Origin of the sequence: Enterobacter sp. R-1.6.2, assembly GCF_035064085.1 — a bacterium.
Classification (GTDB): domain Bacteria; phylum Pseudomonadota; class Gammaproteobacteria; order Enterobacterales; family Enterobacteriaceae; genus Enterobacter; species Enterobacter asburiae_B.
In genome coordinates, this window is sequence record NZ_JASEYI010000008.1 from 171,155 (window position 1) to 192,927 (window position 21,773).

Sequence of the window (21,773 nt, forward strand, 5' to 3'; positions counted from 1 at the left end):
AGCAACATAGAGCTAAATTTTACTGACAACAAACAGTTACCGTCATTATGCAATTTAATATCCCTACGTTGCTCACTCTCTTCCGTGTCGTACTCATCCCGTTCTTTGTACTGGCGTTTTACCTGCCGGTCGTCTGGGCACCTTTCGCCTGCGCATTGATCTTCCTGATCGCAGCGGTCACCGACTGGTTTGATGGCTATCTGGCGCGCCGCTGGAATCAAAGCACCCGTTTCGGTGCCTTCCTCGATCCGGTGGCAGACAAAGTGATGGTCGCTATCGCCATGGTGCTGGTAGCCGAGCACTATCATACCTGGTGGGTAACGCTGCCTGCGGCCACTATGATCGGTCGCGAAATCATTATCTCTGCACTGCGCGAATGGATGGCGGAACTGGGGAAACGCAGCAGCGTGGCGGTCTCGTGGATTGGTAAAGTCAAAACGACGGCGCAGATGGCGGCGCTGGTCTGGATGCTCTGGCGTCCGAACGCCTGGGTTGAATGGGCGGGAATTGGTCTGCTGTGGGTGGCGGCAGTGCTGACGCTGTGGTCCATGCTGCAATATTTGAACGCTGCGCGCGGCGATTTGCTTGATCAGTGATCGTTTCGCCGTAATTTTCAGCAAACGATCCAGGGATGCAAAAAATAACGTTGACTCATAACGTCATATCAGTAGAATGCAACGCATCGAACGGCGGCACAGCAAGCCGGACGGTAATGAAATCAAGTGGTTAGAAGTTTACTTGATGACATGCGGGAATAGCTCAGTTGGTAGAGCACGACCTTGCCAAGGTCGGGGTCGCGAGTTCGAGTCTCGTTTCCCGCTCCAGATTAAAGACATGCGCAGTAGCGGGTGTCAGTTTGAAAAGTTTTACGGCGCGTTAGCAAAGCGGTTATGTAGCGGATTGCAAATCCGTCTAGTCCGGTTCGACTCCGGAACGCGCCTCCACTTTCTTCCCTGGCCGGATGGTGGAATCGGTAGACACAAGGGATTTAAAATCCCTCGGCGTTCGCGCTGTGTGGGTTCAAGTCCCACTCCGGCTACCATGGGAAACAAAGAATAATCAAAGCAATAAGCAGTGTCGTGAAACCACCGAAAGGTGGTTTTTTTGTGCCTGTAATTTCTGTTCACTTTTTTCGTCAGCTTGACTCGCCACAGGAAAAGGACAATCCTGTCCCGTACACTCTACATCAACCATTTTACCTTTTTTATTAAATAGATAGTCATGTTTAAAGACGGTTGTGTTTTAGTCGAGTATCTTCAAGTTTCGAATGAAACACGGTTCGCATAAATTGATGCAAATCAAACTGATTTAAGTTAATGCATTTCTAATATTAATTAATTCGCGCAAAAAAATAATAGTGATGTATCTTAGCCGTAGCGAGAAGACGTTTAATTTGATAATTGCTGGTGGCGATTCGCTATATTGTCGGATCAAACCGTCAGTCTTATGTTCACGGGGTTAAGTCCTGGCAAGGAATGTCTTTACCAGATACACACCTATCTCAGTTAACAAAATGTATATTTTACAATAACAAGAAGCCGTATCCCTGTCGGGAAAGACTCTAGATTTTAAAAGAATTGGATAATTAAAAATGAAAAAAATAATGATAGCTGCTTTTTTATCAGTAGTGATGACGGGATGTGCTAATAATCCTAACGCCTCTGACTATGAATTATGTCAGGCTATGAGCGGTGACACGTTCACCAGCGGGTCGGAAGCGGCTCAAATGATGCAAGCCAGAATACAGGCGGGCACTTCTACGGTCAGTGCGGCAGATTGTGCGGCTATTGCACAAAGTACGGCAGCAGGATGGCAACAAAAGGCGGCTAACCTGAATGCAGCTAGCGCTGCATATAATCAAAGTATTCAACCTAAACCTACCCTGGAAACTAATTGTAATCCGACTATAAACGGCGGTTTTACCTGTACGCAGCAATAATGAGTCCTTATAGCTTAACTTTGTGATAAAACGCGTTATTCACAATCCTCATCGTTCGCGCTATATGGGTGCAAGTCCCATCCGGGTTCCATGATAAACAAAGAATAATCAAAGCAATAAGCAGTGTCGTGAAACCACCGAAAGGTGGTTTTTTTGTGCCTGAAATCCGCCAGTCACACCCCACCCAAATACGCCTTCCTCACCTCCTGATTTCCCAGCAGCTCCTCGCCGCTGCCGCTCAGCCGGATCTGCCCGTTAACCATCACATACCCGCGGTCGGAAAGCTTCAGCGCGTGATGCGCATTCTGCTCCACCAGAAAGATGGTCATGCCGTTGCGGGCCAGCTCGCGCAGCGTCTGGAAGATCTGTTTCACCACAATCGGCGCCAGCCCGAGGCTCGGTTCATCCAGCAGCAGCAGCTTCGGACGGCTCATCAGCGCCCGGGCGATCGCCAGCATCTGCTGCTCTCCGCCGGACATGGTCATCGCGCGCTGCTTGCGTCGCTCCTTGAGGCGCGGGAACAGGTCGAACATGGTTTGCATATCATCAGTGGCAAACTGGCTGCCGATGGGGATGGTCCCCATCAGCAGGTTTTCTTCAACGGTCATATCCGGGAAGATTCGTCTGCCTTCCGGCGCCTGCGCAATGCCGCCGGACGCGACGTAGTGGGTGGATTTATGGCTGATATCTTCGCCGCCGAAAAGGATCTGTCCGCTGCGAATACGGGGCTGGCCAAAGATGGACATCAGCAATGTCGATTTACCCGCGCCGTTTGCGCCAATCAGCGCCACGGTTTCACCCTTATTGACCTCGAGGGAAACCTGTTTAAGCGCCTGAATGACGCCGTAAAACACATCCACCTCGCGAAATGCCAGCAGCGGTTCGCTCATAGATTGACCTCGCTTTCATCCGTACCCAGGTAGGCGGCAATGATCTTTTCATCATGCTGGATCTGCTCGGGTTTTCCCCTGGCAATAACATCCCCGTGGTCGAGCACGATAATGTCGTCCGAAATCTCCATCACCATCCCCATATCATGCTCAATCAGTAATACCGTGATGTCATGATGATCCCGCAGAAAACGAATAATGCTGCTGAGCTTATGCGTTTCAACCGGGTTAAGCCCGGCGGCGGGTTCATCCAGACAGATCATTTCCGGGCCGGTGCACATTGCTCGCGCAATTTCCAGACGCCGCTGCTGGCCGTACGACATCTCTCCCGCCAGACGATTGGCGCACTCCACCAGATCCACCACTTCCAGCCAGTAGAAGGCCCTGTCCAGGGCGTCGCTTTCCGCCCGCCGGTATGCCGGCGTATTTAAAATCCCGGCGAGCAGATTGCGGTTAACGCGCATATGCTGCGCAACCAGCAGGTTTTCCACGACAGACATCTCGCGAAAAAGACGGATATTTTGAAACGTGCGGGCCAGCCCTGCGCGGTTGACCAGATGCGTTCCGCCAAACATTTTGTAGAACAGACGCTGCCCGAACTGCGCGGGGTTAATCCAGTCACCCGGCTGGAATTTTTGTCCGAGCACCTGAATAACGTTGGTTGTTTTATGGCGGGTATTAAATAAAATGTTGCCGCCGGAGGCCCTGTAGAAGCCCGTCAGACAGTTAAACACGGTTGTTTTCCCCGCCCCGTTTGGCCCAATAAGGGCGGTAATTGAGCCACGCTGTACGTCCAGGTTGACGTCGTTTAGCGCCTTAATTCCGCCGAAGTGCATCATCAGATGTTCAACGCGTAATATCGTTCCGTTCATGGTGCGACACCCTTACGCACGGCGAACCCGCTGCGGTTAATGCGGATCAAACCGCGCGGACGCCAGATCATCATCACCACCATGAGCATGCCAAACAGCAGGACGCGGTACTCGGCAAAACTGCGCAGCAGTTCCGGCGTTACCGTGAGCACAAAGGCGGCCAGCACCACGCCAAGCGTTGAGCCCATCCCGCCCAGCACCACGATGGCGAGGATCAGTGCAGATTCAAAGAAGGTAAAGGAGGTCGGGTTCACGAACCCCTGATAGGTGGCGAAGAACACCCCGGCAATGCCTGCGGTCGATGCGCCAAGCGTAAAGGCCGACAGCTTAACCAGAACATGATTTAACCCCATTGAGCGGCAGGCAATTTCGTCTTCACGCAGGGCTTCCCACGCCCGACCAATCGGCATCCGCGTCAGGCGGTGCTTGATATAGAGCACCAGCATCACCACCAGGAACAGCACCGCGTAGATAAAAATAAACTTCATGTTCGGGTTATAGGTCAGGTGGAAAAATTCGTGGAAGGGCACGCCGCCTTCTTTCGCGCGTCGCCCAAATTCCAGACCAAAAAAGGTGGGGGGAGGGGCCGACACGCCGTTTGGTCCGCCGGTGAAGGTCAGCCAGTTGTTCAGTATCAGGCGAATGATCTCCCCGAACCCGAGTGTGACGATGGCCAGATAGTCACCGTGCATGCGCAGTACCGGGAAACCGAGCAGGGCACCTGCGGCGGCGGCCATGATTGCCGCCAGCGGCAGCATGCTCCAGAAACCTAAGCCGAGATACTGGTATCCCAGCGCCAGACCGTACGCCCCAATTGCGTAGAACGCGACATATCCCAGATCCAGCAGGCCGGCCAGACCCACGACGATGTTCAGCCCCAGACCGAGAAGCACGTAGATCAGCCCGAGAATGGCGACGGTCAGCACATATTTCGTGGCGACAAACGGAAAGCAAATCGCAAGAGCAATTACCAGAGGAATAATCCAGCGCATGCGGCTTTTGTATTCCGGTGGCCGGACATATACGCCCGCGCTATCGGCTTCGAAGCGTGCCTGGAAACGGGCGCCCGCGGCGGTACCTAAAAAGGCGCTCAGCAGAAAACGCCCGAGCATGACGATGCCGACCATCCAGGCCAGCCGCTGCCCGGCGAAGTTAAAGCTGTAACCGTCCAGCACCACGCCCGCAATGGGGCCGAAAATAACCAGCGCAATCAGTCCGGAAAAAATCGCGTCCAGAATGCAGCGTTTAAGTGAAAAACCGTGTGATGTCATCATTCTCTCCCTCACACGTTGGCCACAAACGGGCGCCCAAGAAGGCCCTGGGGGCGGAAAATCAGGATCATGACCAGCAGGCCGAACGAAAAGACATCTTTATAGTCCGAGTTCACCATGCCCGAGAACTGGGCTTCCGCCACGCCCAGGATAAGGCCACCGAGCATCGCGCCAGGGAGGGAGCCGATGCCGCCGAGTACCGCCGCGGTAAAGGCTTTAATGCCGATCACGAACCCGACGTAGAAATCAAAGGTGCCGTAATTCATGGTGATCAGCACGCCTGCCAGACCGGCCATCGCCGCGCCGATGACGAAGACCAGTGAAATAATCCGGTCGGTGTTAATGCCCAGAATGGAGGCCATCTTACGATCCTGCTGTACCGCGCGGCACATCCGGCCCAGCCGGGTATGGTTGATAATCCAGGTGAGCACCAGCATGCCGGCAAACGAGGCAACCAGAATAAACACTTTGGTGTAGGTTATCTGTACGAACCCGTCGCCCAGATGCAGGCGAATCACGCCGTCCAGCATGGTCGGCACCCCTTGCTGGCGCGGACCCTGGCTCAGCTGCGCGTAGTTTTGCAGAATAAGAGACATCCCAATGGCGGAGATCAGCGGCGCCAGGCGCGTCGAGTTGCGCAGCGGCTTGTAGGCGATACGCTCGATGGTCCAGCCGTACACCCCGGTTACCACGATGGTGAACACCAGCGTCCCGAGAATGAGCAGCGGGAACGACTGCAGACCGAAGAACGAGAGCAGCGCCAGGCCAATGGCGCAGAGATAGGCGGAAATCATATACACTTCGCCGTGGGCGAAATTGATCATCCCGATAATGCCGTACACCATGGTGTAGCCGATGGCGATTAAACCGTAGACGGAGCCCAGCGTTAAGCCATTGATTAACTGTTGCAGGAAGAATGTACTCATCTTAGCGCGCTCGTTTTATAGGCTGCGCGATGCGCGCAGCCTGATGTTTATTACGCGCCGACGGGCAGGCCCGCCGACGTTGAGCGTGACTCCGTCCCGTTACTGCACTTCCTTATATTTGCCTTTGTCGTCCCACTGGTAAACCACGTAGTCAGACACTTTCAGATCGCCTTTGCTGTCCCACGCTTTTTTGCCCATCACCGTGTCGACGGAATTGGCTTTCAGCCACTCGCTGGCTTTGGCGGAGTCCTTGCCGCCGGTTGCCTTGAAGGCTGCGGCAATGGCCTGTACGGAGGCATAGGAGTAAAGGGTGTAACCTTCCGGCTCGAATTTACCGGCGCGGAATTTCTCGATAACCGCTTTACCGTCCGGGATAAGGCGCGGATCTTTACCGAAGGTCATGTAAATGCCGTTGGTGTATTGCGGGCCACCCGCGGCGGTCACCATCTCTTCGTTGACAATGCAGTCGCCGGAGAAGAATTTCGCCTGCACGCCCTGTTCACGCATCTGGCGAACCAGCGGACCGGCTTCCGGGTGACAGCCACCGAAGAACACGACGTCCGGTTTTTGCGCGCCGATCTTGGTCACCAGCGCGTTAAAGTCTTTTTCACCGCGAGATAACCCCTCATACATCACATCCTGAACCCCGCGTTTCGCCAGCGCCGCTTTGGTGGCGTCAGCCAGACCCTGACCATAGGTGTCTTTATCGTGAATAATCACCACGCGTTTGGCTTTCAGCTTGTCGATGATGAAGTCGCTGGCAACCTGACCCTGCTGGTCATCGCGTCCGCACATGCGGAACATATCGCTCATGCCGCGTTCGGTGATCAGCGGGTTAGTTGAGCCGGGGGTAATCGCAATAATGCCCGCGTCGCTATACACCTCGGAGGCGGGCATTGTGGAAGAGGAGCAGAAATGGCCGACCACGGCGTTGACTTTATCCTGGTCAACTAAACGGTTGGCGACGGCCACGGCCTGCTTGGGCTCGCAGGCATCATCCCCCTGAACCAGTTTGATCTTCTCGCCGTTAATGCCGCCTGCGGCATTAATGTCTTCAGCGGCCTGCGTTGCGCCGTGCCAGTACTGATCGCCATAGGTGGCATTCGGACCCGTGAACGGCCCGGCCACGCCAATCACAATATCTGCCCGGGCGGAAAACGCCGTCACCAGGCAACCGGCCAACACAAGAGAAAGAGGAGTTCTGATTAATTTCAGCGACATTATTATGTTCCTTAGCAAAGAGGTTTTTGCACCACGGCGTAAACCCGAACGCCCGACGGCGCAGCCAATCCGAAACACGAGCAAGAACAAAATGCACTAAACGAACAAGATACAGACGGCATCCTGCATATTACGGCGAGATTTCCCTGCGCAGAGGCGCGCGAAGAACGTTAAGCAAAAACGTTGCCAGAATGGTTAACCCATTGACGGGCATGCGACATGTTTGAGTATAGAGCGCCGCGTTATGCCGCCTTGCGGGAGGAGAAGAAATTACAGCGGAGATCACATATCGTTAACAATAAAGCCCATAAGTTGTGCAAAGGTCACGATTTGCACGTTTTTGCAGCAATAAAGACCTAAACTTCAGCCCGGAGAGGCGTGAGATATGTGTTAGGATCGTTTCCTTTTGCAGGAGTATCAGCGATGACTGAAGGCCCATTGAATGAAAGCGAAATGGCGTGGCTTGAAGAGACGTTAATGTCTTACGGTCATGATGACGCGTCCGTGATTGACGTGTCCGAACTGGACGGCATGCTTACCGCAGTGCTTTCCGGTCCTGTTGTCGTTGAGCCAGATGCCTGGCTGGTGGCGGTGTGGGGTGGCGAGAAGTACATTCCGCGCTGGAAAAACGATCGTGAGATGAATCGTTTTATCGATCTCTGCTTTAAGCATATGAACGATATTGCCGAGCGCCTGAGCGAGTACCCGGATCAGTTTGAACCGATGTTCGGTTATAACGACGTTGACGGTGAGAGCTATACCGTGGTGGAAGAGTGGTGCTATGGCTATATGCGCGGCGTGGCGCTGACGGACTGGTCAGCCCTGCCGGAAGCCCTGAAGGCCGATCTTGACGTGATTGCCCTGCACGGGACGGAAGAGAACAGCGAAAAGCTGGATGAACTGTCCGAAGAGGAGTATATCGCCAGCATCGAAAGCATCCAGCCTGCGGCACTGCGTCTATATCAATACTGGGTAAACAACCCGCAGCAGCCGGAAGTGAAGAAGCCGACGGTGAACGGCACGAAGGTCGGACGTAACGATCCGTGTCCTTGCGGCAGCGGGAAGAAGTTTAAGAGCTGCTGTTTGCACTAATAAAAAAGGGGCTGATGATAGCCCCTTTTTTATTTAACCCACTTCCGGCAGCATCCCGGCTGCAATCAATACCTGCACCAGAATAATCACCACCCCACAGCCAAACACAACGCACAGCAGCGGTTTTCCTCCCGCCACGCGATATCCCTGCTGAGGATGCTGCTGGCGGCTCTTCCACGCCAGCAGGGAAGGGAGCAGCAGGGCCAGGATAGAGAGCGCTACCCCTGCGTAGCCCAGCGCCATCACAAACCCGCGTGGGTAAAACAGCGCAAAAGCGAGCGGCGGCAGGAAGGTGATGGCCCCCGTCTGCAACCGTCCGGCCGCGGTATTGCGACGCTGGAACAGGTCGGCCAGATAATCAAAAAGGCCGAGCGCCACGCCCAGGAACGAGGTTGCCAGCGCCAGGTCGGCAAACAGGTGTACCGCCAGCTCCACGTGCGGGGAGGTGACGACCTCGCGCAGCGCCAGCAAAAAACCGTTCAGGCCAGCATGTTGCGCCATCAGCCCAATAAAGGTCGAAGAGTCAATGCTGCCCAGCGTCACCAGCTGCCAGAAAATATAGGCGATCAGCGGGATCGCGCTGCCGATTACAAAGACGCGACGCAGCTTGCGGATATCGCCGTTCATATAGCTGACGATGCTCGGCACGCTGCCGTGGAAGCCAAACGAGGTGAAAATGACCGGGATCGCGGAAAGCGCCAGCCCTTTTTCCAGCGGCAGCGTCAGCAGGTTGACCTTGTGCACGTGCGGCGCCAGCAGCACCAGCATGACGATCAGGAAGAGAATTTTGGCGCTGAACAGAAAGCGGTTAAACAGATCGACCAGCGATGTCCCCACGCAGACCACGCCGCCGCCGATGAGCGCAAAGAAGATAGCCCCCGTCGCCGGAGTAATGTCAGAGCCAAACCAGTCGTTGACGCTGGAGGCGATGAGTTCCCCGGCGCCGCTGATATAGGCGGCGGTCAGGGCGTACATCAGGAACATCATGCTAAAGCCGGTTATCCACTGGCCGTAGCGTCCCAGATAGCGCGCCGCAAGCGAACCCAGACCGGTGTCGGCGGGCACGTGCTGGTAAACCTCAAGCAGCAGCAGGGCGGTGTAGCACATCAGCGCCCAGAGCGTACCCAGCAGCAGCAGGGTCATGCCAAATCCTACGCCCGCGGCTGCCAGGGGCATTGCCAGCATTCCTGCGCCAATCGTCGTTCCGGCGACGATAAAAATACTTCCCAGGGTTCTGTTTCTCACGCTTTCCTCTACAACGATGCTTAACCGCGACAAAATCTGCGGCGCAGAGTAAGGGAAAAGCCGTAACTCGTCAAATCACCGTTACAAGTGGTGTAATGAATAATTTACGGATAGTTGGCGATCTGATCCTTTTTAGGTGGATGCCTACTTCATAAGGACAATATTGCTGGGCGATATTCCGGCGTAACGTAAACAATAAATATAAATTATCAAATTAAGTGAGGGTTTTATGGCTGGGGAGAATCCCTTCACCGCGGCATGGAGCCGGGGAGGTAACCTGTTGTGCCATGGGCACTGGATAATCAGCTGGCAGAACCAACCCCTGATACTTCCCGAGTCCCGTCGCGAAAAGGATATGGGCACCTGGGCAATCTATTCGGTTATCGATCCTGAAGATGAAACCTTTGCGCAAGGCTTACAGGAAGATGAGTGGATCGTTGAGAATGTCGACTGGTTAACGGATATGTTCTTCGAGGTGGGGATTCTGCTGGAGACGTCCAGCTACCGCTATTTTTACCAGGCGGTGAATCCTCATGACTGGCGCTGCACCAGCTGCGCGGGGTGTATGTAAATCAGCGCGGTGCCGGAAACCGGCACCGCGCTGAAATTAATTCTGCGTATCGAGAGTGGAAAGTTCTTTATCAATAAAGTAAAGACCTTCGCCGGATTTCCCCACCAGAGATAATTTATCCAGCACGGATTTAAACAGCTTCTCTTCTTCGTGTTGCTCAGCGACGTACCACTGCAGGAAATTAAAGGTTGGGTAATCCTGGCTGGTCATCGCCGCATGAACCAGTTCGTTAATTTTCTGCGTGATCAGCTGCTCGTGCTCGTAGGTGGCGCGGAACAGTTCATCGAGAGAATTATACTCAGCGAAAGGTGATGTCACGGTTTCAATGCGCGGCAGGCTGCCCGTATCCGTAAGATAATCAAACAGACGCTGCATGTGGGTCATCTCTTCCTGAGCGTGACGACGCAGAAACGCGGCCGCACCTTCGAAGCTGTGGTAGCTGCACCAGGCGCTCATCTGCTGGTAGAGCAGGGATGAAAAAAGCTCAAGGTTCATTTGTGCGTTGAGCTTGTCGATCATTTCAGTTTTCAGCATGGTGACGCTCCGGATTTTTATTTCTGGTTCACAATGAGCGACACTATAATTTGTTATTTAATTATTTGCAAAACGTAAAATTTTTATTTTATTTATTTAAAATACGAATGGGAATAAAACGCATTGGCGATTTTTATAATTTATTAATGAGAATTGTTTTTGTTCGTAATGAAATATACTGCCAGCAAACGCTGGCAGGGTTGATTAATACCAGGGGTTATTTGACTTAGGGTTAACGGCGTAACCCATACATTTATACTGGATAGTCACGCTCTCGTTCAGGCACAAAGAGCCGCTCGTCAGGGTGCAGGTTTTGATGGGCTGACCATAGGCTGAGGCGGTGGCATACCCCATGCTCTGACACGCTTTTGCCGCCGTGCCGTTATTCACATACTCATCGGAATACGCATTTTGCAGCGCTGCCTGGCCGTAATCGAGGCGGACGATGCCGTTCGGCGCGTCGAGGCTGCTGACTTCAGCCTGGCGGTTGATACTACACCCCGCGAGCAGCAGGATTGTGCCGGCTACAATGACTCTTTTCATGGTTCGCTCTGAGTGGATGGAAATATCTTATCGTACCCGCAGATGCCCGCTGCAATGCCTGGAATAGCCGGACAATCTGCCCTCACTCTTCGCAACGGGTCAGAGGGGAGTGCTATCAGGACAACCTCTTATAAAAATGTGATGAGCATCACAAAATGATTGATTTTTGTGATAATGGTCATATTATAAGCACGTTGACAATAAAGTTGTATAACAAGTTAATGGAGCATCATCGTGAAACTGCGCAAAATCCTGAAAAGCATGTGGGCCAATTACTGCCGCACGTTCAAAGACGTGCCGCCAGGCGCCATGTTCTGATTAAAAAAACCTGCTTCGGCGGGTTTTTTTGTACCTGCAGGCGATGAAGGGAAGATGTCAGGGGGGGGGGTTTGCTACTATGGCGGCCTTTAAATAAGGAGAAAGCCCATGTCACAAAACCTGAGCGCCGATCAGGAACTGGTCTCTGACGTTGTCGCCTGTCAGCTGGTTATCAAACAAATCCTTGATGTTCTGGACGTGATTGCGCCGGTTGAAGTGCGCGAGAAGATGTCTACGCAGCTGAAAAACATCGATTTCGCCAGCCATCCTGCTGCCGCTGACCCGGTTACGCTTCGTGCGATCCAGAAAGCCATCGCGCTGATTGAACTGCGATTCACGCCGCAGGGTGAATCCCACTAAAACAGGGGTAGGGGCGACGGCACGTGTCGCCCTTTGAAGCGGTTAAAAGAACGTCTGGACCAGCAGGTAGCTCGCCGCGCACGCGCAGCTTACCCCAATCAGCCCTGGCAGAATAAAGCTGTGGTTGATGATGAATTTGCCGATGCGGGTGGTGCCTGAGCGGTCAAAGCCGATGCAGGCCAAATCACTGGGATAGGTCGGGAGGACAAAATAGCCGTAGGACGCCGGGAAAAAGGCGATCAGCATTTTCGGGTCGATGCCGAGCATGAGGCCCATAGGCGCAACGGCCGTCAGCGCAGCCGCCTGGCTGTTCACCAGTTTTGATACCAGAAACAGCACAATGGCATACGTCCACGGGTGGCTCTTCACCACGCCTTCCAGCGCCAGCTTTAACTCGTCGAGATGCGCCTGGAAAAAGGTATCGCTCATCCACGCCACGCCGAACACCGAGAAGATCGCGACCATACCGGCCTTAAACACCGCGCCGTTGGAAATGGCCGACGCATTGACCTTACAGGCCATCAGCATCACGGCGCCCGCAATTAACATCATCATCTGAATGACAAGGTTCATCGACAGCGCCGTCATTTTGCCTTTCACTTCAAAAGCGGGGCGCAGTTCCGGGAATGCCCCCAGCAAAACGACCACAGCAATACCGGCAAAGAAAATCCACGTGGACCAGTAGGCCTGTTTAGGGAAACGCTGATTCATTAACGTCTCGGTCCCGCCATAGATAAATTCGCGCTGCTTAGGATCTTTCAGCTTTTCCTGAAACTCTATGTCGTCAGCCAAATCTTTCCCACGGCGTAAACTCCACAGGGCCGCAATGGCTACGCCGAAGAGCGAAGCGGGAACCGACACGGCGAGAATTTCCAGAATCCCCCACGCGTGGCCGATCCCATGCTGTGCCGCCAGGATAGACACCAGCGACACAACGGCAACGGAAACGGGGGAAGCCGTAATCGCCATCTGTGATGCCACCGAGGCCACGGCCATGGGGCGCTCGGGGCGGATCCCTTTTTTGAGGGCGATATCCGCGATGATGGGGAACATGGTGTAGACCACATGGCCGGTGCCGCACAGAAAAGTCAGCATCCAGGTGGTGAAAGGGGCGAGCAGGGTGATGTGCTGCGGGTGTTTGCGCAGCAGACGTTCGGCAAACTGCATCATGACGTTGAGGCCGCCCGCAGTCTGCAGCGTAGCCGCACAGCCAATCACCGCAAGGATGGTCAGCATAACGTCAACCGGCGGTTTACCCGGTTGCAGACCAAAGACAAAACATAAAATAAAAAGACCAATACCGCTGATTAACCCAAGCCCCATACCGCCGAAACGCGTACCCGTCAGCAGGCAGAGGAGAATGACAACAAACTCAATGGTGATCATGATGCTCCCTCGTCAATGATTATGTAACTAAATAAATCATCACACGTTGTGTGGTTAATCATTGGGAGCCAGATCTGATTTGTTAAATTTCAGCAAAAGCAGAAGGTTGGAGATGGGAGGGGGCCTGCTCCCCGGGACGGAAGCAGGCCAAAAACTCAGTGGTGCTGAACCGCCACAATGTCGAGCAGATGACGGTCGGTTTGCTCAGGACATAAACCCGCCTGCTGCGCATTATGGATTTCATCCGCCAGCGTCTTCAGCAGCATGCCATCCTGCTGCTGCTCTTTGTCCATATCGCGTAAGAATTTGAGCGTTGTAATATCCTGCTGCGCTTTGGCTTCATCGGCCAGTTTGCTGAGCGTGCTGCAGCGTTGCTCGTACTCTTCAAGCGTTTTCTGAAACAGTTCTTCCAGGCAGGAGTAGTTTTCGTTGATCCCATCAAGGGCTTTAACGACAGGATTTGCCCCTGCGGCTTTCAGAAAGTTAAAGACACGCATCATATGGGTGACGTTACTTTGCGCCTGAGAGCGAAAGAATGTGGCAGACCCCGTGAGGCTATTCTCGGCACACCACGCGCTTAAGTGAAGGTGCAGGTTTGAGGCGTAGAACTCAAGGTTCATCTGCGCATTAAGTTTTTGCATCATCGTTTGGGTAGCCATACTCATATCCTTATTGACTGTGGGACGTGATGTCCGTTGCGTAACCTGAGCGCCAGGCAAATACGAAGAGAAGAGCAGAAATAGACATTCTGCCGTGACCGAAGTCGACCGAAATTCACTTCCTGTGTTCGATATAAATAAGCATACCCTTGTATTGGGTCTAAGAAAACTCTTAATCAGACTATATTTACCATACATTACAAAGTTTAATATAGTACAGAAATACAATTAGCTCGCCATGAATTGAATGTGACTTAATGGACTAATAATTAACGATTTTTATCGTGATGACACACTGTTACTCTTTCGAAAATATTAAGTTGGAATATTACTCCGGGAAAAGGAAAAATACGGATTAATCATTTCTAATATATGATGTGTCAATAAAATTGCGCTAAATCAAATTCTGCGGAATAACGTTTTTTCAGGTGCGTTGTACATTCGTGATGAAAAACATGTTGAACCCCTTAACGCCAGGTGCCGTTTTGCCCGCTGAAAGGCATCAGGGATATCTTGGCTAATTTTATGGATAATTCTGCTTAACCCCCTTCCATTTGTCTGACAAATCCTGCCTTTTTTATGTCATTTTTCGCTGAATTTATGTACGCAATTACTGTAATTCTGCGGTGTGATGGGGCTCTCTTATGGATGATTAATTTCCCGCTAAAACTATCACCAGCAATAACGCTTATGACGAGGTAAGCGCTAATGCCTTGTTTTAAGTCCGATTAAATAAGAAGCACGCACTTATTCCCTACAGAAAAGATTGCTAAAGCTGGAGTTTACCATGCACAAATTTACTAAAGCGCTGGCGGCCATCGGTCTGGCTGCCGTTATGTCACAATCCGCTATCGCTGAGAATTTAAAACTCGGTTTTTTGGTAAAACAGCCCGAAGAGCCCTGGTTCCAGACTGAGTGGAAATTCGCAGATAAAGCCGGGAAAGATTTAGGTTTTGAAGTCATTAAAATCGCCGTGCCTGACGGCGAAAAAACCCTGAACGCCATCGACAGCCTGGCGGCCAGCGGTGCAAAAGGTTTCGTTATCTGTACTCCGGATCCAAAGCTGGGGTCGGCAATCGCGGCGAAAGCGCGCGGTTACGATATGAAGGTCATCGCGGTTGACGATCAGTTCGTTAATGCCAAAGGCAAGCCGATGGACACCGTCCCGCTGGTCATGATGGCGGCGACCAAAATCGGCGAACGCCAGGGCCAGGAACTCTATAAAGAGATGCAAAAGCGCGGCTGGGATGTCAAAGAGACCGCGGTGATGGCTATCACGGCTGACGAGCTGGACACCGCCCGTCGTCGTACTACCGGTTCAATGGATGCGCTGAAAGCGGCTGGCTTCCCGGAAAAACAGATCTATAAAGTCCCAACCAAATCCAACGATATCCCGGGCGCTTTCGACGCCGCGAACTCTATGCTTGTCCAGCATCCGGAGGTCAAACACTGGCTGGTGGTCGGCATGAACGACAACACCGTGCTGGGCGGGGTGCGCGCGACGGAAGGCCAGGGCTTCAAAGCGCCTGACGTGATCGGGATTGGCATCAACGGCGTTGACGCCGTCAGCGAGCTGTCCAAAGCGCAGGCTACCGGCTTCTACGGTTCTCTTCTGCCGAGCCCGGACGTTCACGGCTACAAATCCAGTGAGATGCTCTACAACTGGGTAACCAAAGGGGCCGAACCGCCGAAATTTACTGAAGTGACCGACGTGGTGCTGATTACCCGCGACAACTTCAAAGAGGAGCTGGCGAAAAAAGGGCTGGGCGGTAAGTAATACGCTGTGATTGTGCCCCTCATGCATCGTGAGGGGCCAGACGTACACACTACAGGAATCACGGAGACGTTATGCGACAGTCTGATCCGTATCTCTCTTTTCGCGGCATCGGGAAAACTTTCCCCGGTGTTAACGCGCTGACCGATATCAGCTTCGACTGCTATGCCGGCCAGGTTCACGCCCTGATGGGGGAAAACGGCGCGGGGAAATCCACGCTGTTGAAGATCCTCAGCGGCAACTACGCGCCTACGACCGGCACGCTGGCCATTCGCGGCGAAGAGGTGGCGTTTGCCGATACCACGGCGGCGCTCAATGCCGGGGTGGCGATCATCTATCAGGAGCTGCACCTCATTCCCGAGATGACCGTGGCGGAAAACATCTATTTAGGACAGCTCCCGCACAAAGGCGGTGTGGTAAATCGTTCGCTACTTAATTATGAAGCGGGGCTGCAGCTTAAACACCTGGGTCTGGACGTCGATCCCCAGACGCCGCTGAAATATCTCTCCATCGGCCAGTGGCAGATGGTTGAAATTGCCAAGGCGCTGGCGCGTAACGCCAGAATTATCGCCTTCGATGAGCCCACCAGTTCGCTCTCTGCGCGTGAAATTGAAAATCTGTTCCGCGTGATCCGCGAATTGCGTCAGGAAGGCCGTACGATTTTGTATGTCTCGCACCGCATGGAAGAGATATTTGCCCTGAGCGACGCCATCACCGTCTTTAAAGACGGGCGCTATGTGCGCACCTTTACCGACATGCAGCAGGTTAACCATGACCAGCTTGTTCAGGCGATGGTTGGACGCGAGCTGGGTGATATTTATCACTGGCAGCCGCGTCAGTACGGCCCTGAACGTCTGCGTCTGGACAGCGTCAAAGCGCCGGGCGTGCGCACGCCGATTTCGTTATCCGTTCGCAGCGGCGAAATTGTCGGCCTGTTTGGTCTGGTGGGGGCGGGGCGCAGTGAATTAATGAAAGGCCTGTTCGGGGGGACCCGAATTACCGATGGGCAGGTTTCTATTGATGGCGAACGGGTCGATATCCAGAAACCGGCCCACGCGATCAGGGCGGGCATGATGCTCTGCCCGGAAGACCGTAAAGCCGAGGGGATTATTCCGGTGCATTCGGTACGCGACAACATCAATATTTCCGCTCGCCGCAAGTTTATTCGCGCAGGCTGCCTGATAAACGATGGCTGGGAGTCGAGCAACGCCGACCACCATATTCGCTCGCTGAATATTAAAACGCCGGGTCCGGAACAGCTGATCATGAATCTGTCAGGCGGAAACCAGCAGAAGGCGATTTTAGGCCGCTGGCTGTCGGAAGATATGAAGGTCATTTTGCTGGATGAGCCGACGCGCGGTATCGATGTGGGGGCAAAACACGAGATTTATAACGTGATCTATGAGCTGGCAAAACGCGGCGTGGCGGTGCTCTTCGCCTCCAGCGATCTGCCGGAGGTGCTTGGCGTGGCCGACCGCATTGTGGTGATGCGTGAAGGCGAAATTGCCGGTGAATTGCTTCATGAACAGGCGAATGAACAACAGGCGTTGAACCTCGCCATGCCTAAAGTCAGCCAGGCTGTCGCCTGAGTAAGGAGTTAATGATGTCCTCTGTTACTACATCCGGAGCGCCGAAGTCGAAGTCGGCGCTGAGTTTTGGACGTATCTGGGATCAGTACGGCATGCTGGTGGTCTTTGCCGCACTGTTCCTCGCCTGCGCGATCTTTGTTCCTAATTTTGCCACCTTCATTAATATGAAGGGGCTGGGGCTGGCCATTTCCATGTCCGGGATGGTGGCCTGCGGGATGCTGTTCTGCCTGGCCTCCGGCGATTTTGACCTGTCGGTGGCGTCGGTGATTGCCTGTGCGGGCGTCACGACGGCAGTGGTAATCAACATGACGGAGAGCCTGTGGATTGGCGTTCTCGCCGGTCTGCTACTCGGCGTCATCAGCGGTCTGGTGAACGGTTTTGTTATCGCACGCCTGAAGATTAACGCTCTGATCACCACGCTTGCGACGATGCAAATTGTCCGCGGGCTGGCCTATATCATCTCCGACGGTAAAGCGGTGGGGATTGAAGACGAGCGCTTCTTTACCCTGGGTTACGCCAACTGGCTGGGGCTGCCTGCGCCAATCTGGCTGACCGTGGCCTGCCTGATCCTGTTCGGCTTCCTGCTCAACCGGACCACCTTTGGCCGCAATACGCTGGCGATTGGCGGTAACGAAGAGGCCGCCCGTCTGGCCGGGGTGCCGGTGGTTCGAACCAAGATTATTATCTTCGTGCTCTCAGGGCTGGTTTCTGCCGCCGCGGGGATTATCCTGGCTTCGCGTATGACCAGCGGCCAGCCGATGACCTCTATTGGTTACGAGCTGATCGTCATTTCTGCCTGCGTTTTAGGGGGCGTTTCCCTCAAGGGCGGCATCGGAAAAATCTCATATGTGGTGGCCGGTATCCTGATTTTAGGCACGGTGGAGAACGCCATGAACCTGCTGAATATTTCGCCGTTCTCGCAGTACGTCGTGCGTGGTCTGATCCTGCTGGCAGCCGTGATTTTCGACCGTTACAAGCAAAAAGCGAAGCGTACCCTGTAACCCGTTTTCCCGACTTTTATTGCTCAACTTATAACCATAGTTGACCCCTTAACCGCCCCGCCAGTAAAACTGGCGGGGCGGTTGTCAAATGGCGAGCGACGTCACACTGTCTATACTTACATGGCTATGAAAGAGGTAAAGGCGTTTACCTCTCGTAAACCGTAAGGAGGAAAAGGGTGGCTGACATGTTAACCGCACCGCCTGTACTGCCCGGACACTATGCTTTCTTTTTCGATCTCGACGGCACGCTCGCCGGGATAAAACCGCACCCTGACCAGGTGTCTATTCCGGATGCGGTGTTACAGGATTTGCATCAGCTCTCGCTCATGAACGAGGGAGCACTGGCATTGATATCAGGGCGCTCAATGGCCGAGCTGGATACGCTCGCCAGTCCTTACCACTTTCCGCTGGCCGGTGTACACGGAGCGGAGCGCCGCGACATCCATGATCACACGCATATCGTTTCACTCCCTGACGCACTCACGCAAACGCTCCAGAAGCAGCTTTCTGCTGCGCTGGAAGCGCTGCCTGGCACCGAGCTGGAAGCCAAAGGTATGGCCTTTGCCCTGCATTATCGTCAGGCGCCGCAGCATGAGGAGGCCGTACTGGCGCTGGCTCAGACGGTCGCGGATGCCCATCCACAGCTGGCGTTGCAGCCCGGCAAATGCGTCGTGGAGTTAAAACCGAAAGGGATTAATAAAGGCGCGGCCATCGCCGCGTTTATGGCGTCGCCGCCTTTCAAAGGGCGAACGCCCGTTTTCATTGGGGATGACCTGACCGACGAGGCCGGGTTTCGCGTGGTGAATCAGGCCGGAGGGATCGCCGTCAAGGTGGGGCCTGGTGACACGGTTGCCGAATGGCGGCTGGCGGATGTCGCCAGCGTCTGGCAGTGGATATCTGACATCGCTAACCAGCAACAACAACAAATAGCGCAAAGCAAAGGGGGAAACCATTATGGGTCGCTTAGTCGTCGTCTCTAACCGAATCGCACCGCCGGATGATAAAAAAGCCAGCGCGGGTGGCCTGGCGGTAGGGGTGTTAGGTGCCTTAAAAGCCGCTGGCGGGCTGTGGTTTGGCTGGAGTGGGGAAATCAGTGAAGAAGAGAAACCGCTCGATAAGGTGACGCGCGGAAACATTACGTGGGCTTCATTTGCATTGAAAGAGAAAGACTATGACGAGTATTACTCGCAGTTCTCAAATGCCGTCCTGTGGCCTGCGTTCCACTATCGTCTTGACCTGGTCAAATTCCAGCGTGAATCCTTCGAAGGCTACTCGCGCGTAAATGCGCTGCTGGCGGATAAACTGCTGCCATTAATAGAGGAAGACGATATTTTATGGATCCACGATTATCACCTGTTGCCCTTCGCGAGAGAGCTGCGAAAGAGGGGGGTGAATAACCGGATTGGCTTCTTCCTGCACATCCCGTTCCCGACGCCGGAAATTTTTACCGCGCTGCCGCCGCATGAAGAGCTGCTGGAGGCGCTGTGCGATTACGATTTGCTGGGCTTCCAGACCGAAAATGACCGCCTCGCGTTCCTTGACTCCGTGTCTGGCAAAGCGCGTCTGGTGACCAAAGGCGGGAAAACCCATACGGCTTGGGGAAAAACCTTCCACACCGAGGTCTATCCAATAGGGATTGAACCTGACGAAATCGCGGAGCAGGCTTCTGGCCCGCTGCCGCCGAAGCTGGCGCAGCTTAAGAATGAACTCAAGCACGTGAAAAATATCTTCTCGGTTGAGCGTCTTGATTATTCCAAAGGGCTGCCGGAACGCTTCCTGGCGTATGAAACGCTGCTGGATAAATACCCGCAGCATCACGGGAAAATTCGCTATACCCAGATTGCGCCGACGTCGCGCGGTGAGGTTCAGGCCTATCAGGATATTCGTCATCAGCTGGAGACAGAAGCAGGGCGCATTAATGGCCGCTACGGCCAGCTGGGCTGGACGCCGCTGTTTTACCTGAATCAACACTTTGACCGTAAGATCCTGATGAAGGTCTTCCGCTATGCTGACGTTGGGCTGGTCACGCCGCTGCGCGACGGGATGAATCTGGTAGCGAAAGAGTATGTGGCGGCCCAGGATCCTGCCGACCCGGGGGTTCTGGTGCTTTCCCAGTTTGCCGGAGCCGCAAATGAGCTCACGTCGGCGCTCATCGTTAACCCTTATGACAGGGATGACGTGGCGAACGCGCTGAATCGCGCCCTGACAATGCCGCTCACGGAACGTATTTCCCGCCATGCTGACATGATGGAGACGATCCGGAAGAACGATATTAACCACTGGCAGGCGCGTTTTATTCAGGATCTCCGGAATATCGCTCCGCAAAGTCATGAAGGCGATCTGCAAAAAAAGATCGCGACCTTCCCTAAACTCGCCTGATTTACTGCTGGGGGGCTAATGCCCCCCAAGCGGCACTAACAGCACATCGACCTGGCTCGACGCGACAATAGATTTCGCCGCGCAGGCTGCCCGCGATAAAAAGCTGTGGTTATGGTTCCCGCAAATCACTAAATCTATATTTTGTCTGCGACACATATCGAGAATATGGGCGTTAAGTTCCCCGGTCGCAATAACAGTTTCATAAACAGGATATTGTGCCTTTTCCACTAATTCGCGCAGAAATTGCTGCGTTTCTTCCTGCAGAACCTCGCGAATATCCTCCAGCATGGGGGCGGCCAGCTGATTATACATCTCCGGCTCTGCGGCGAGGGTGATGAGGCTGATGCGGGCATTGTGGGGTCTGGCAATGGAAACCGCCCGGGCGACGAGCTGATGGCTTTCGGGGGAAACTGCAACGGAAACAAGAAGATGGGAGTAACTCATGGCGCACTCCTTAGATGTCTGAAAGACAGCGTTTAACCACCTTTACCGCGAAATCTCCGGTTCTGCAAGAGCAGATTACGACATTAGTGTGAAGCTTATCATAATTATTCATTAATTATTCTTATAAGAAGAATAACTGAAAAATGCGCCTAAATGAAAAAAATTAACAACTTAACGTAAATCACACAAATCCACGCCTGGACTGTTAAATCGTTTTGATGTGTTACAAACTCATTTCGAATGATCACGTCCTGAAACATCTTTTTTGTGCTACCTGCATAACTATATGTTTTTTCACGGTAAGAAAAATGTTTCCAGGAGAGGGGCCTGATGTAAATGTTTCCGCGCGGCGCTTACGGCATGAAAAGCACGTTGCATGCCAGTTTGGATCACCCTTCTGCATGAGTATTCGTCAATTAAGAATACAAAACAGTACCGATTGGCTAAATTTTGACCAAATTACAAGTCATACTGATGGATTTATGGGTCATATTCACTTAAATTGTGTGACGTGGATCACATTTTTTTTAAATTTGAGGGTGGCTGGATTGTATGTGTCAAAACTGACGAGTAGAGTTTGCGTCGAATTAGGAAAAATCTTAGTTATTTGTAAGAAATGATAAATCATGTAAGAGACGCATTCGCGGTTTCTCTCTTACGGTTTCAGTGAATACAAACCTAAGGAAGTTGCGATTAAGTGGTCCGCAGCTCCCGATATGACGCCCCAAACCGTCCTTTATCGACGTCCTGTGGCTCAAT

22 protein-coding genes and 3 tRNA genes are annotated in these 21,773 nt (G+C 53.3%); 14 read left to right on the forward strand and 11 right to left on the reverse strand.

Features of this window, described 5'->3' with window-relative positions; genetic code table 11:
• The first annotated feature begins 47 nt into the window (after positions 1–47).
• From pgsA to QMN93_RS11250, 5 genes are all read left to right on the forward strand, one after another.
• The gene (gene pgsA / locus QMN93_RS11230) at positions 48–596 is read left to right on the forward strand and encodes a CDP-diacylglycerol--glycerol-3-phosphate 3-phosphatidyltransferase (RefSeq protein WP_028019572.1); all 549 of its coding nucleotides are present in this window, start codon (positions 48–50) and stop codon (positions 594–596) included.
• 152 nt (positions 597–748) lie between these two features.
• Positions 749–824, forward strand: a tRNA-Gly gene (locus QMN93_RS11235).
• Positions 825–870: 46 nt separating this feature from the next.
• Positions 871–944, forward strand: a tRNA-Cys gene (locus QMN93_RS11240).
• An 11-nt stretch (positions 945–955) separates the two neighbouring features.
• Positions 956–1,042, forward strand: a tRNA-Leu gene (locus tag QMN93_RS11245).
• A gap of 549 nt (positions 1,043–1,591) precedes the next feature.
• Positions 1,592–1,939: a hypothetical protein gene (locus QMN93_RS11250; RefSeq protein ID WP_126327672.1), complete on the forward strand. Its 348-nt coding sequence runs from the start codon at positions 1,592–1,594 to the stop codon at positions 1,937–1,939.
• Positions 1,940–2,112: 173 nt separating this feature from the next.
• Here QMN93_RS11250 and QMN93_RS11255 read toward each other — a convergent pair whose 3' ends face one another.
• The 5 genes from QMN93_RS11255 to QMN93_RS11275 form a co-directional block, all read right to left on the reverse strand.
• A complete protein-coding gene (locus QMN93_RS11255; protein ID WP_182383759.1) occupies positions 2,113–2,829 on the reverse strand; it encodes an ABC transporter ATP-binding protein in 717 nt (238 codons plus the stop codon).
• The gene (locus QMN93_RS11260; RefSeq protein ID WP_182383758.1) at positions 2,826–3,701 is read right to left on the reverse strand and encodes an ATP-binding cassette domain-containing protein; all 876 of its coding nucleotides are present in this window, start codon (positions 3,699–3,701) and stop codon (positions 2,826–2,828) included. The genes QMN93_RS11255 and QMN93_RS11260 overlap by 4 nt, the downstream gene beginning before the upstream one ends.
• Positions 3,698–4,972, reverse strand: coding sequence for a high-affinity branched-chain amino acid ABC transporter permease LivM (gene livM / locus QMN93_RS11265; RefSeq protein ID WP_069303023.1), 1,275 nt, complete (start codon positions 4,970–4,972; stop codon positions 3,698–3,700). The genes QMN93_RS11260 and livM overlap by 4 nt, the downstream gene beginning before the upstream one ends.
• Positions 4,973–4,983: 11 nt before the next feature.
• Positions 4,984–5,898 (reverse strand): branched-chain amino acid ABC transporter permease LivH, encoded by a 915-nt coding sequence (locus QMN93_RS11270; protein ID WP_193139503.1) that lies wholly within the window; start codon positions 5,896–5,898, stop codon positions 4,984–4,986.
• A 99-nt stretch (positions 5,899–5,997) separates the two neighbouring features.
• Positions 5,998–7,119: a branched-chain amino acid ABC transporter substrate-binding protein gene (locus QMN93_RS11275; protein ID WP_033145885.1), complete on the reverse strand. Its 1,122-nt coding sequence runs from the start codon at positions 7,117–7,119 to the stop codon at positions 5,998–6,000.
• Positions 7,120–7,542: 423 nt separating this feature from the next.
• On the opposite strand from QMN93_RS11275, the gene QMN93_RS11280 reads away from it, so the two are divergent.
• Positions 7,543–8,211 carry a YecA family protein gene (locus QMN93_RS11280; RefSeq protein WP_029741940.1) on the forward strand — a complete coding sequence of 223 codons (669 nt, stop codon included), beginning with the start codon at positions 7,543–7,545 and terminating at the stop codon, positions 8,209–8,211.
• Between the two features lie 33 nt (positions 8,212–8,244).
• Here QMN93_RS11280 and tyrP read toward each other — a convergent pair whose 3' ends face one another.
• Complete coding sequence (gene tyrP, locus QMN93_RS11285) at positions 8,245–9,396, reverse strand: tyrosine transporter TyrP (RefSeq protein ID WP_233099212.1); 1,152 nt, start codon at positions 9,394–9,396, stop codon at positions 8,245–8,247.
• Positions 9,397–9,685: 289 nt separating this feature from the next.
• Here tyrP and QMN93_RS11290 point away from each other — a divergent pair, with 289 nt between their 5' ends.
• A complete protein-coding gene (locus tag QMN93_RS11290) occupies positions 9,686–10,027 on the forward strand; it encodes a hypothetical protein (RefSeq protein WP_143346819.1) in 342 nt (113 codons plus the stop codon).
• A gap of 36 nt (positions 10,028–10,063) precedes the next feature.
• Here the strand turns inward: QMN93_RS11290 and ftnA are convergent, their stop codons facing one another.
• Complete coding sequence (ftnA, locus tag QMN93_RS11295; RefSeq protein ID WP_023336146.1) at positions 10,064–10,561, reverse strand: non-heme ferritin; 498 nt, start codon at positions 10,559–10,561, stop codon at positions 10,064–10,066.
• Between the two features lie 204 nt (positions 10,562–10,765).
• Positions 10,766–11,104 carry a YecR family lipoprotein gene (gene yecR / locus QMN93_RS11300; protein ID WP_023336145.1) on the reverse strand — a complete coding sequence of 113 codons (339 nt, stop codon included), beginning with the start codon at positions 11,102–11,104 and terminating at the stop codon, positions 10,766–10,768.
• A 234-nt stretch (positions 11,105–11,338) separates the two neighbouring features.
• Here yecR and azuC point away from each other — a divergent pair, with 234 nt between their 5' ends.
• Complete coding sequence (gene azuC, locus QMN93_RS11305; protein WP_014884364.1) at positions 11,339–11,422, forward strand: stress response protein AzuC; 84 nt, start codon at positions 11,339–11,341, stop codon at positions 11,420–11,422.
• Positions 11,423–11,530: 108 nt separating this feature from the next.
• On the forward strand, positions 11,531–11,782 hold the full coding sequence (locus QMN93_RS11310; RefSeq protein ID WP_008500405.1) for a DUF2766 family protein: 252 nt from the start codon (positions 11,531–11,533) through the stop codon (positions 11,780–11,782).
• Positions 11,783–11,824: 42 nt separating this feature from the next.
• On the opposite strand, the gene QMN93_RS11315 is transcribed toward QMN93_RS11310, so the two are convergent.
• Positions 11,825–13,168 carry an anaerobic C4-dicarboxylate transporter gene (locus tag QMN93_RS11315; protein ID WP_023312271.1) on the reverse strand — a complete coding sequence of 448 codons (1,344 nt, stop codon included), beginning with the start codon at positions 13,166–13,168 and terminating at the stop codon, positions 11,825–11,827.
• Positions 13,169–13,323: 155 nt separating this feature from the next.
• Positions 13,324–13,827, reverse strand: coding sequence for a non-heme ferritin-like protein (locus tag QMN93_RS11320; protein ID WP_023312270.1), 504 nt, complete (start codon positions 13,825–13,827; stop codon positions 13,324–13,326).
• A 787-nt stretch (positions 13,828–14,614) separates the two neighbouring features.
• Here QMN93_RS11320 and araF point away from each other — a divergent pair.
• From araF to otsA, 5 genes are all read left to right on the forward strand, one after another.
• Positions 14,615–15,604 (forward strand): arabinose ABC transporter substrate-binding protein AraF, encoded by a 990-nt coding sequence (gene araF / locus QMN93_RS11325; RefSeq protein WP_003859687.1) that lies wholly within the window; start codon positions 14,615–14,617, stop codon positions 15,602–15,604.
• Between the two features lie 71 nt (positions 15,605–15,675).
• Positions 15,676–17,190 carry an L-arabinose ABC transporter ATP-binding protein AraG gene (gene araG / locus QMN93_RS11330; protein WP_029742192.1) on the forward strand — a complete coding sequence of 505 codons (1,515 nt, stop codon included), beginning with the start codon at positions 15,676–15,678 and terminating at the stop codon, positions 17,188–17,190.
• Between the two features lie 14 nt (positions 17,191–17,204).
• Positions 17,205–18,191: an L-arabinose ABC transporter permease AraH gene (gene araH, locus QMN93_RS11335; protein WP_029742191.1), complete on the forward strand. Its 987-nt coding sequence runs from the start codon at positions 17,205–17,207 to the stop codon at positions 18,189–18,191.
• A gap of 176 nt (positions 18,192–18,367) precedes the next feature.
• Positions 18,368–19,171 carry a trehalose-phosphatase gene (gene otsB, locus QMN93_RS11340; protein ID WP_033145880.1) on the forward strand — a complete coding sequence of 268 codons (804 nt, stop codon included), beginning with the start codon at positions 18,368–18,370 and terminating at the stop codon, positions 19,169–19,171.
• Positions 19,146–20,570 (forward strand): alpha,alpha-trehalose-phosphate synthase, encoded by a 1,425-nt coding sequence (gene otsA, locus QMN93_RS11345; RefSeq protein WP_069303015.1) that lies wholly within the window; start codon positions 19,146–19,148, stop codon positions 20,568–20,570. The genes otsB and otsA overlap by 26 nt, the downstream gene beginning before the upstream one ends.
• A gap of 15 nt (positions 20,571–20,585) precedes the next feature.
• Here the strand turns inward: otsA and uspC are convergent, their stop codons facing one another.
• The gene (gene uspC, locus QMN93_RS11350) at positions 20,586–21,014 is read right to left on the reverse strand and encodes a universal stress protein UspC (protein WP_033145878.1); all 429 of its coding nucleotides are present in this window, start codon (positions 21,012–21,014) and stop codon (positions 20,586–20,588) included.
• Between the last annotated feature and the right edge of the window lie 759 nt (positions 21,015–21,773).

Excerpts from the sequence above, each read along its gene's own strand:
- pgsA (WP_028019572.1), top strand. The coding sequence starts at position 48 with ATGCAATTTAATATCCCTACGTTGCTCACTCTCTTCCGTGTCGTACTC.
- QMN93_RS11250 (WP_126327672.1), top strand. The coding sequence starts at position 1,592 with ATGAAAAAAATAATGATAGCTGCTTTTTTATCAGTAGTGATGACGGGA.
- QMN93_RS11255 (WP_182383759.1), bottom strand. The coding sequence starts at position 2,829 with ATGAGCGAACCGCTGCTGGCATTTCGCGAGGTGGATGTGTTTTACGGC.
- QMN93_RS11260 (WP_182383758.1), bottom strand. The coding sequence starts at position 3,701 with ATGAACGGAACGATATTACGCGTTGAACATCTGATGATGCACTTCGGC.
- livM (WP_069303023.1), bottom strand. The coding sequence starts at position 4,972 with ATGACATCACACGGTTTTTCACTTAAACGCTGCATTCTGGACGCGATT.
- QMN93_RS11270 (WP_193139503.1), bottom strand. The coding sequence starts at position 5,898 with ATGAGTACATTCTTCCTGCAACAGTTAATCAATGGCTTAACGCTGGGC.
- QMN93_RS11275 (WP_033145885.1), bottom strand. The coding sequence starts at position 7,119 with ATGTCGCTGAAATTAATCAGAACTCCTCTTTCTCTTGTGTTGGCCGGT.
- QMN93_RS11280 (WP_029741940.1), top strand. The coding sequence starts at position 7,543 with ATGACTGAAGGCCCATTGAATGAAAGCGAAATGGCGTGGCTTGAAGAG.
- tyrP (WP_233099212.1), bottom strand. The coding sequence starts at position 9,396 with ATGCTGGCAATGCCCCTGGCAGCCGCGGGCGTAGGATTTGGCATGACC.
- QMN93_RS11290 (WP_143346819.1), top strand. The coding sequence starts at position 9,686 with ATGGCTGGGGAGAATCCCTTCACCGCGGCATGGAGCCGGGGAGGTAAC.
- ftnA (WP_023336146.1), bottom strand. The coding sequence starts at position 10,561 with ATGCTGAAAACTGAAATGATCGACAAGCTCAACGCACAAATGAACCTT.
- yecR (WP_023336145.1), bottom strand. The coding sequence starts at position 11,104 with ATGAAAAGAGTCATTGTAGCCGGCACAATCCTGCTGCTCGCGGGGTGT.
- QMN93_RS11310 (WP_008500405.1), top strand. The coding sequence starts at position 11,531 with ATGTCACAAAACCTGAGCGCCGATCAGGAACTGGTCTCTGACGTTGTC.
- QMN93_RS11315 (WP_023312271.1), bottom strand. The coding sequence starts at position 13,168 with ATGATCACCATTGAGTTTGTTGTCATTCTCCTCTGCCTGCTGACGGGT.
- QMN93_RS11320 (WP_023312270.1), bottom strand. The coding sequence starts at position 13,827 with ATGGCTACCCAAACGATGATGCAAAAACTTAATGCGCAGATGAACCTT.
- araF (WP_003859687.1), top strand. The coding sequence starts at position 14,615 with ATGCACAAATTTACTAAAGCGCTGGCGGCCATCGGTCTGGCTGCCGTT.
- araG (WP_029742192.1), top strand. The coding sequence starts at position 15,676 with ATGCGACAGTCTGATCCGTATCTCTCTTTTCGCGGCATCGGGAAAACT.
- araH (WP_029742191.1), top strand. The coding sequence starts at position 17,205 with ATGTCCTCTGTTACTACATCCGGAGCGCCGAAGTCGAAGTCGGCGCTG.
- otsA (WP_069303015.1), top strand. The coding sequence starts at position 19,146 with ATGGGTCGCTTAGTCGTCGTCTCTAACCGAATCGCACCGCCGGATGAT.
- uspC (WP_033145878.1), bottom strand. The coding sequence starts at position 21,014 with ATGAGTTACTCCCATCTTCTTGTTTCCGTTGCAGTTTCCCCCGAAAGC.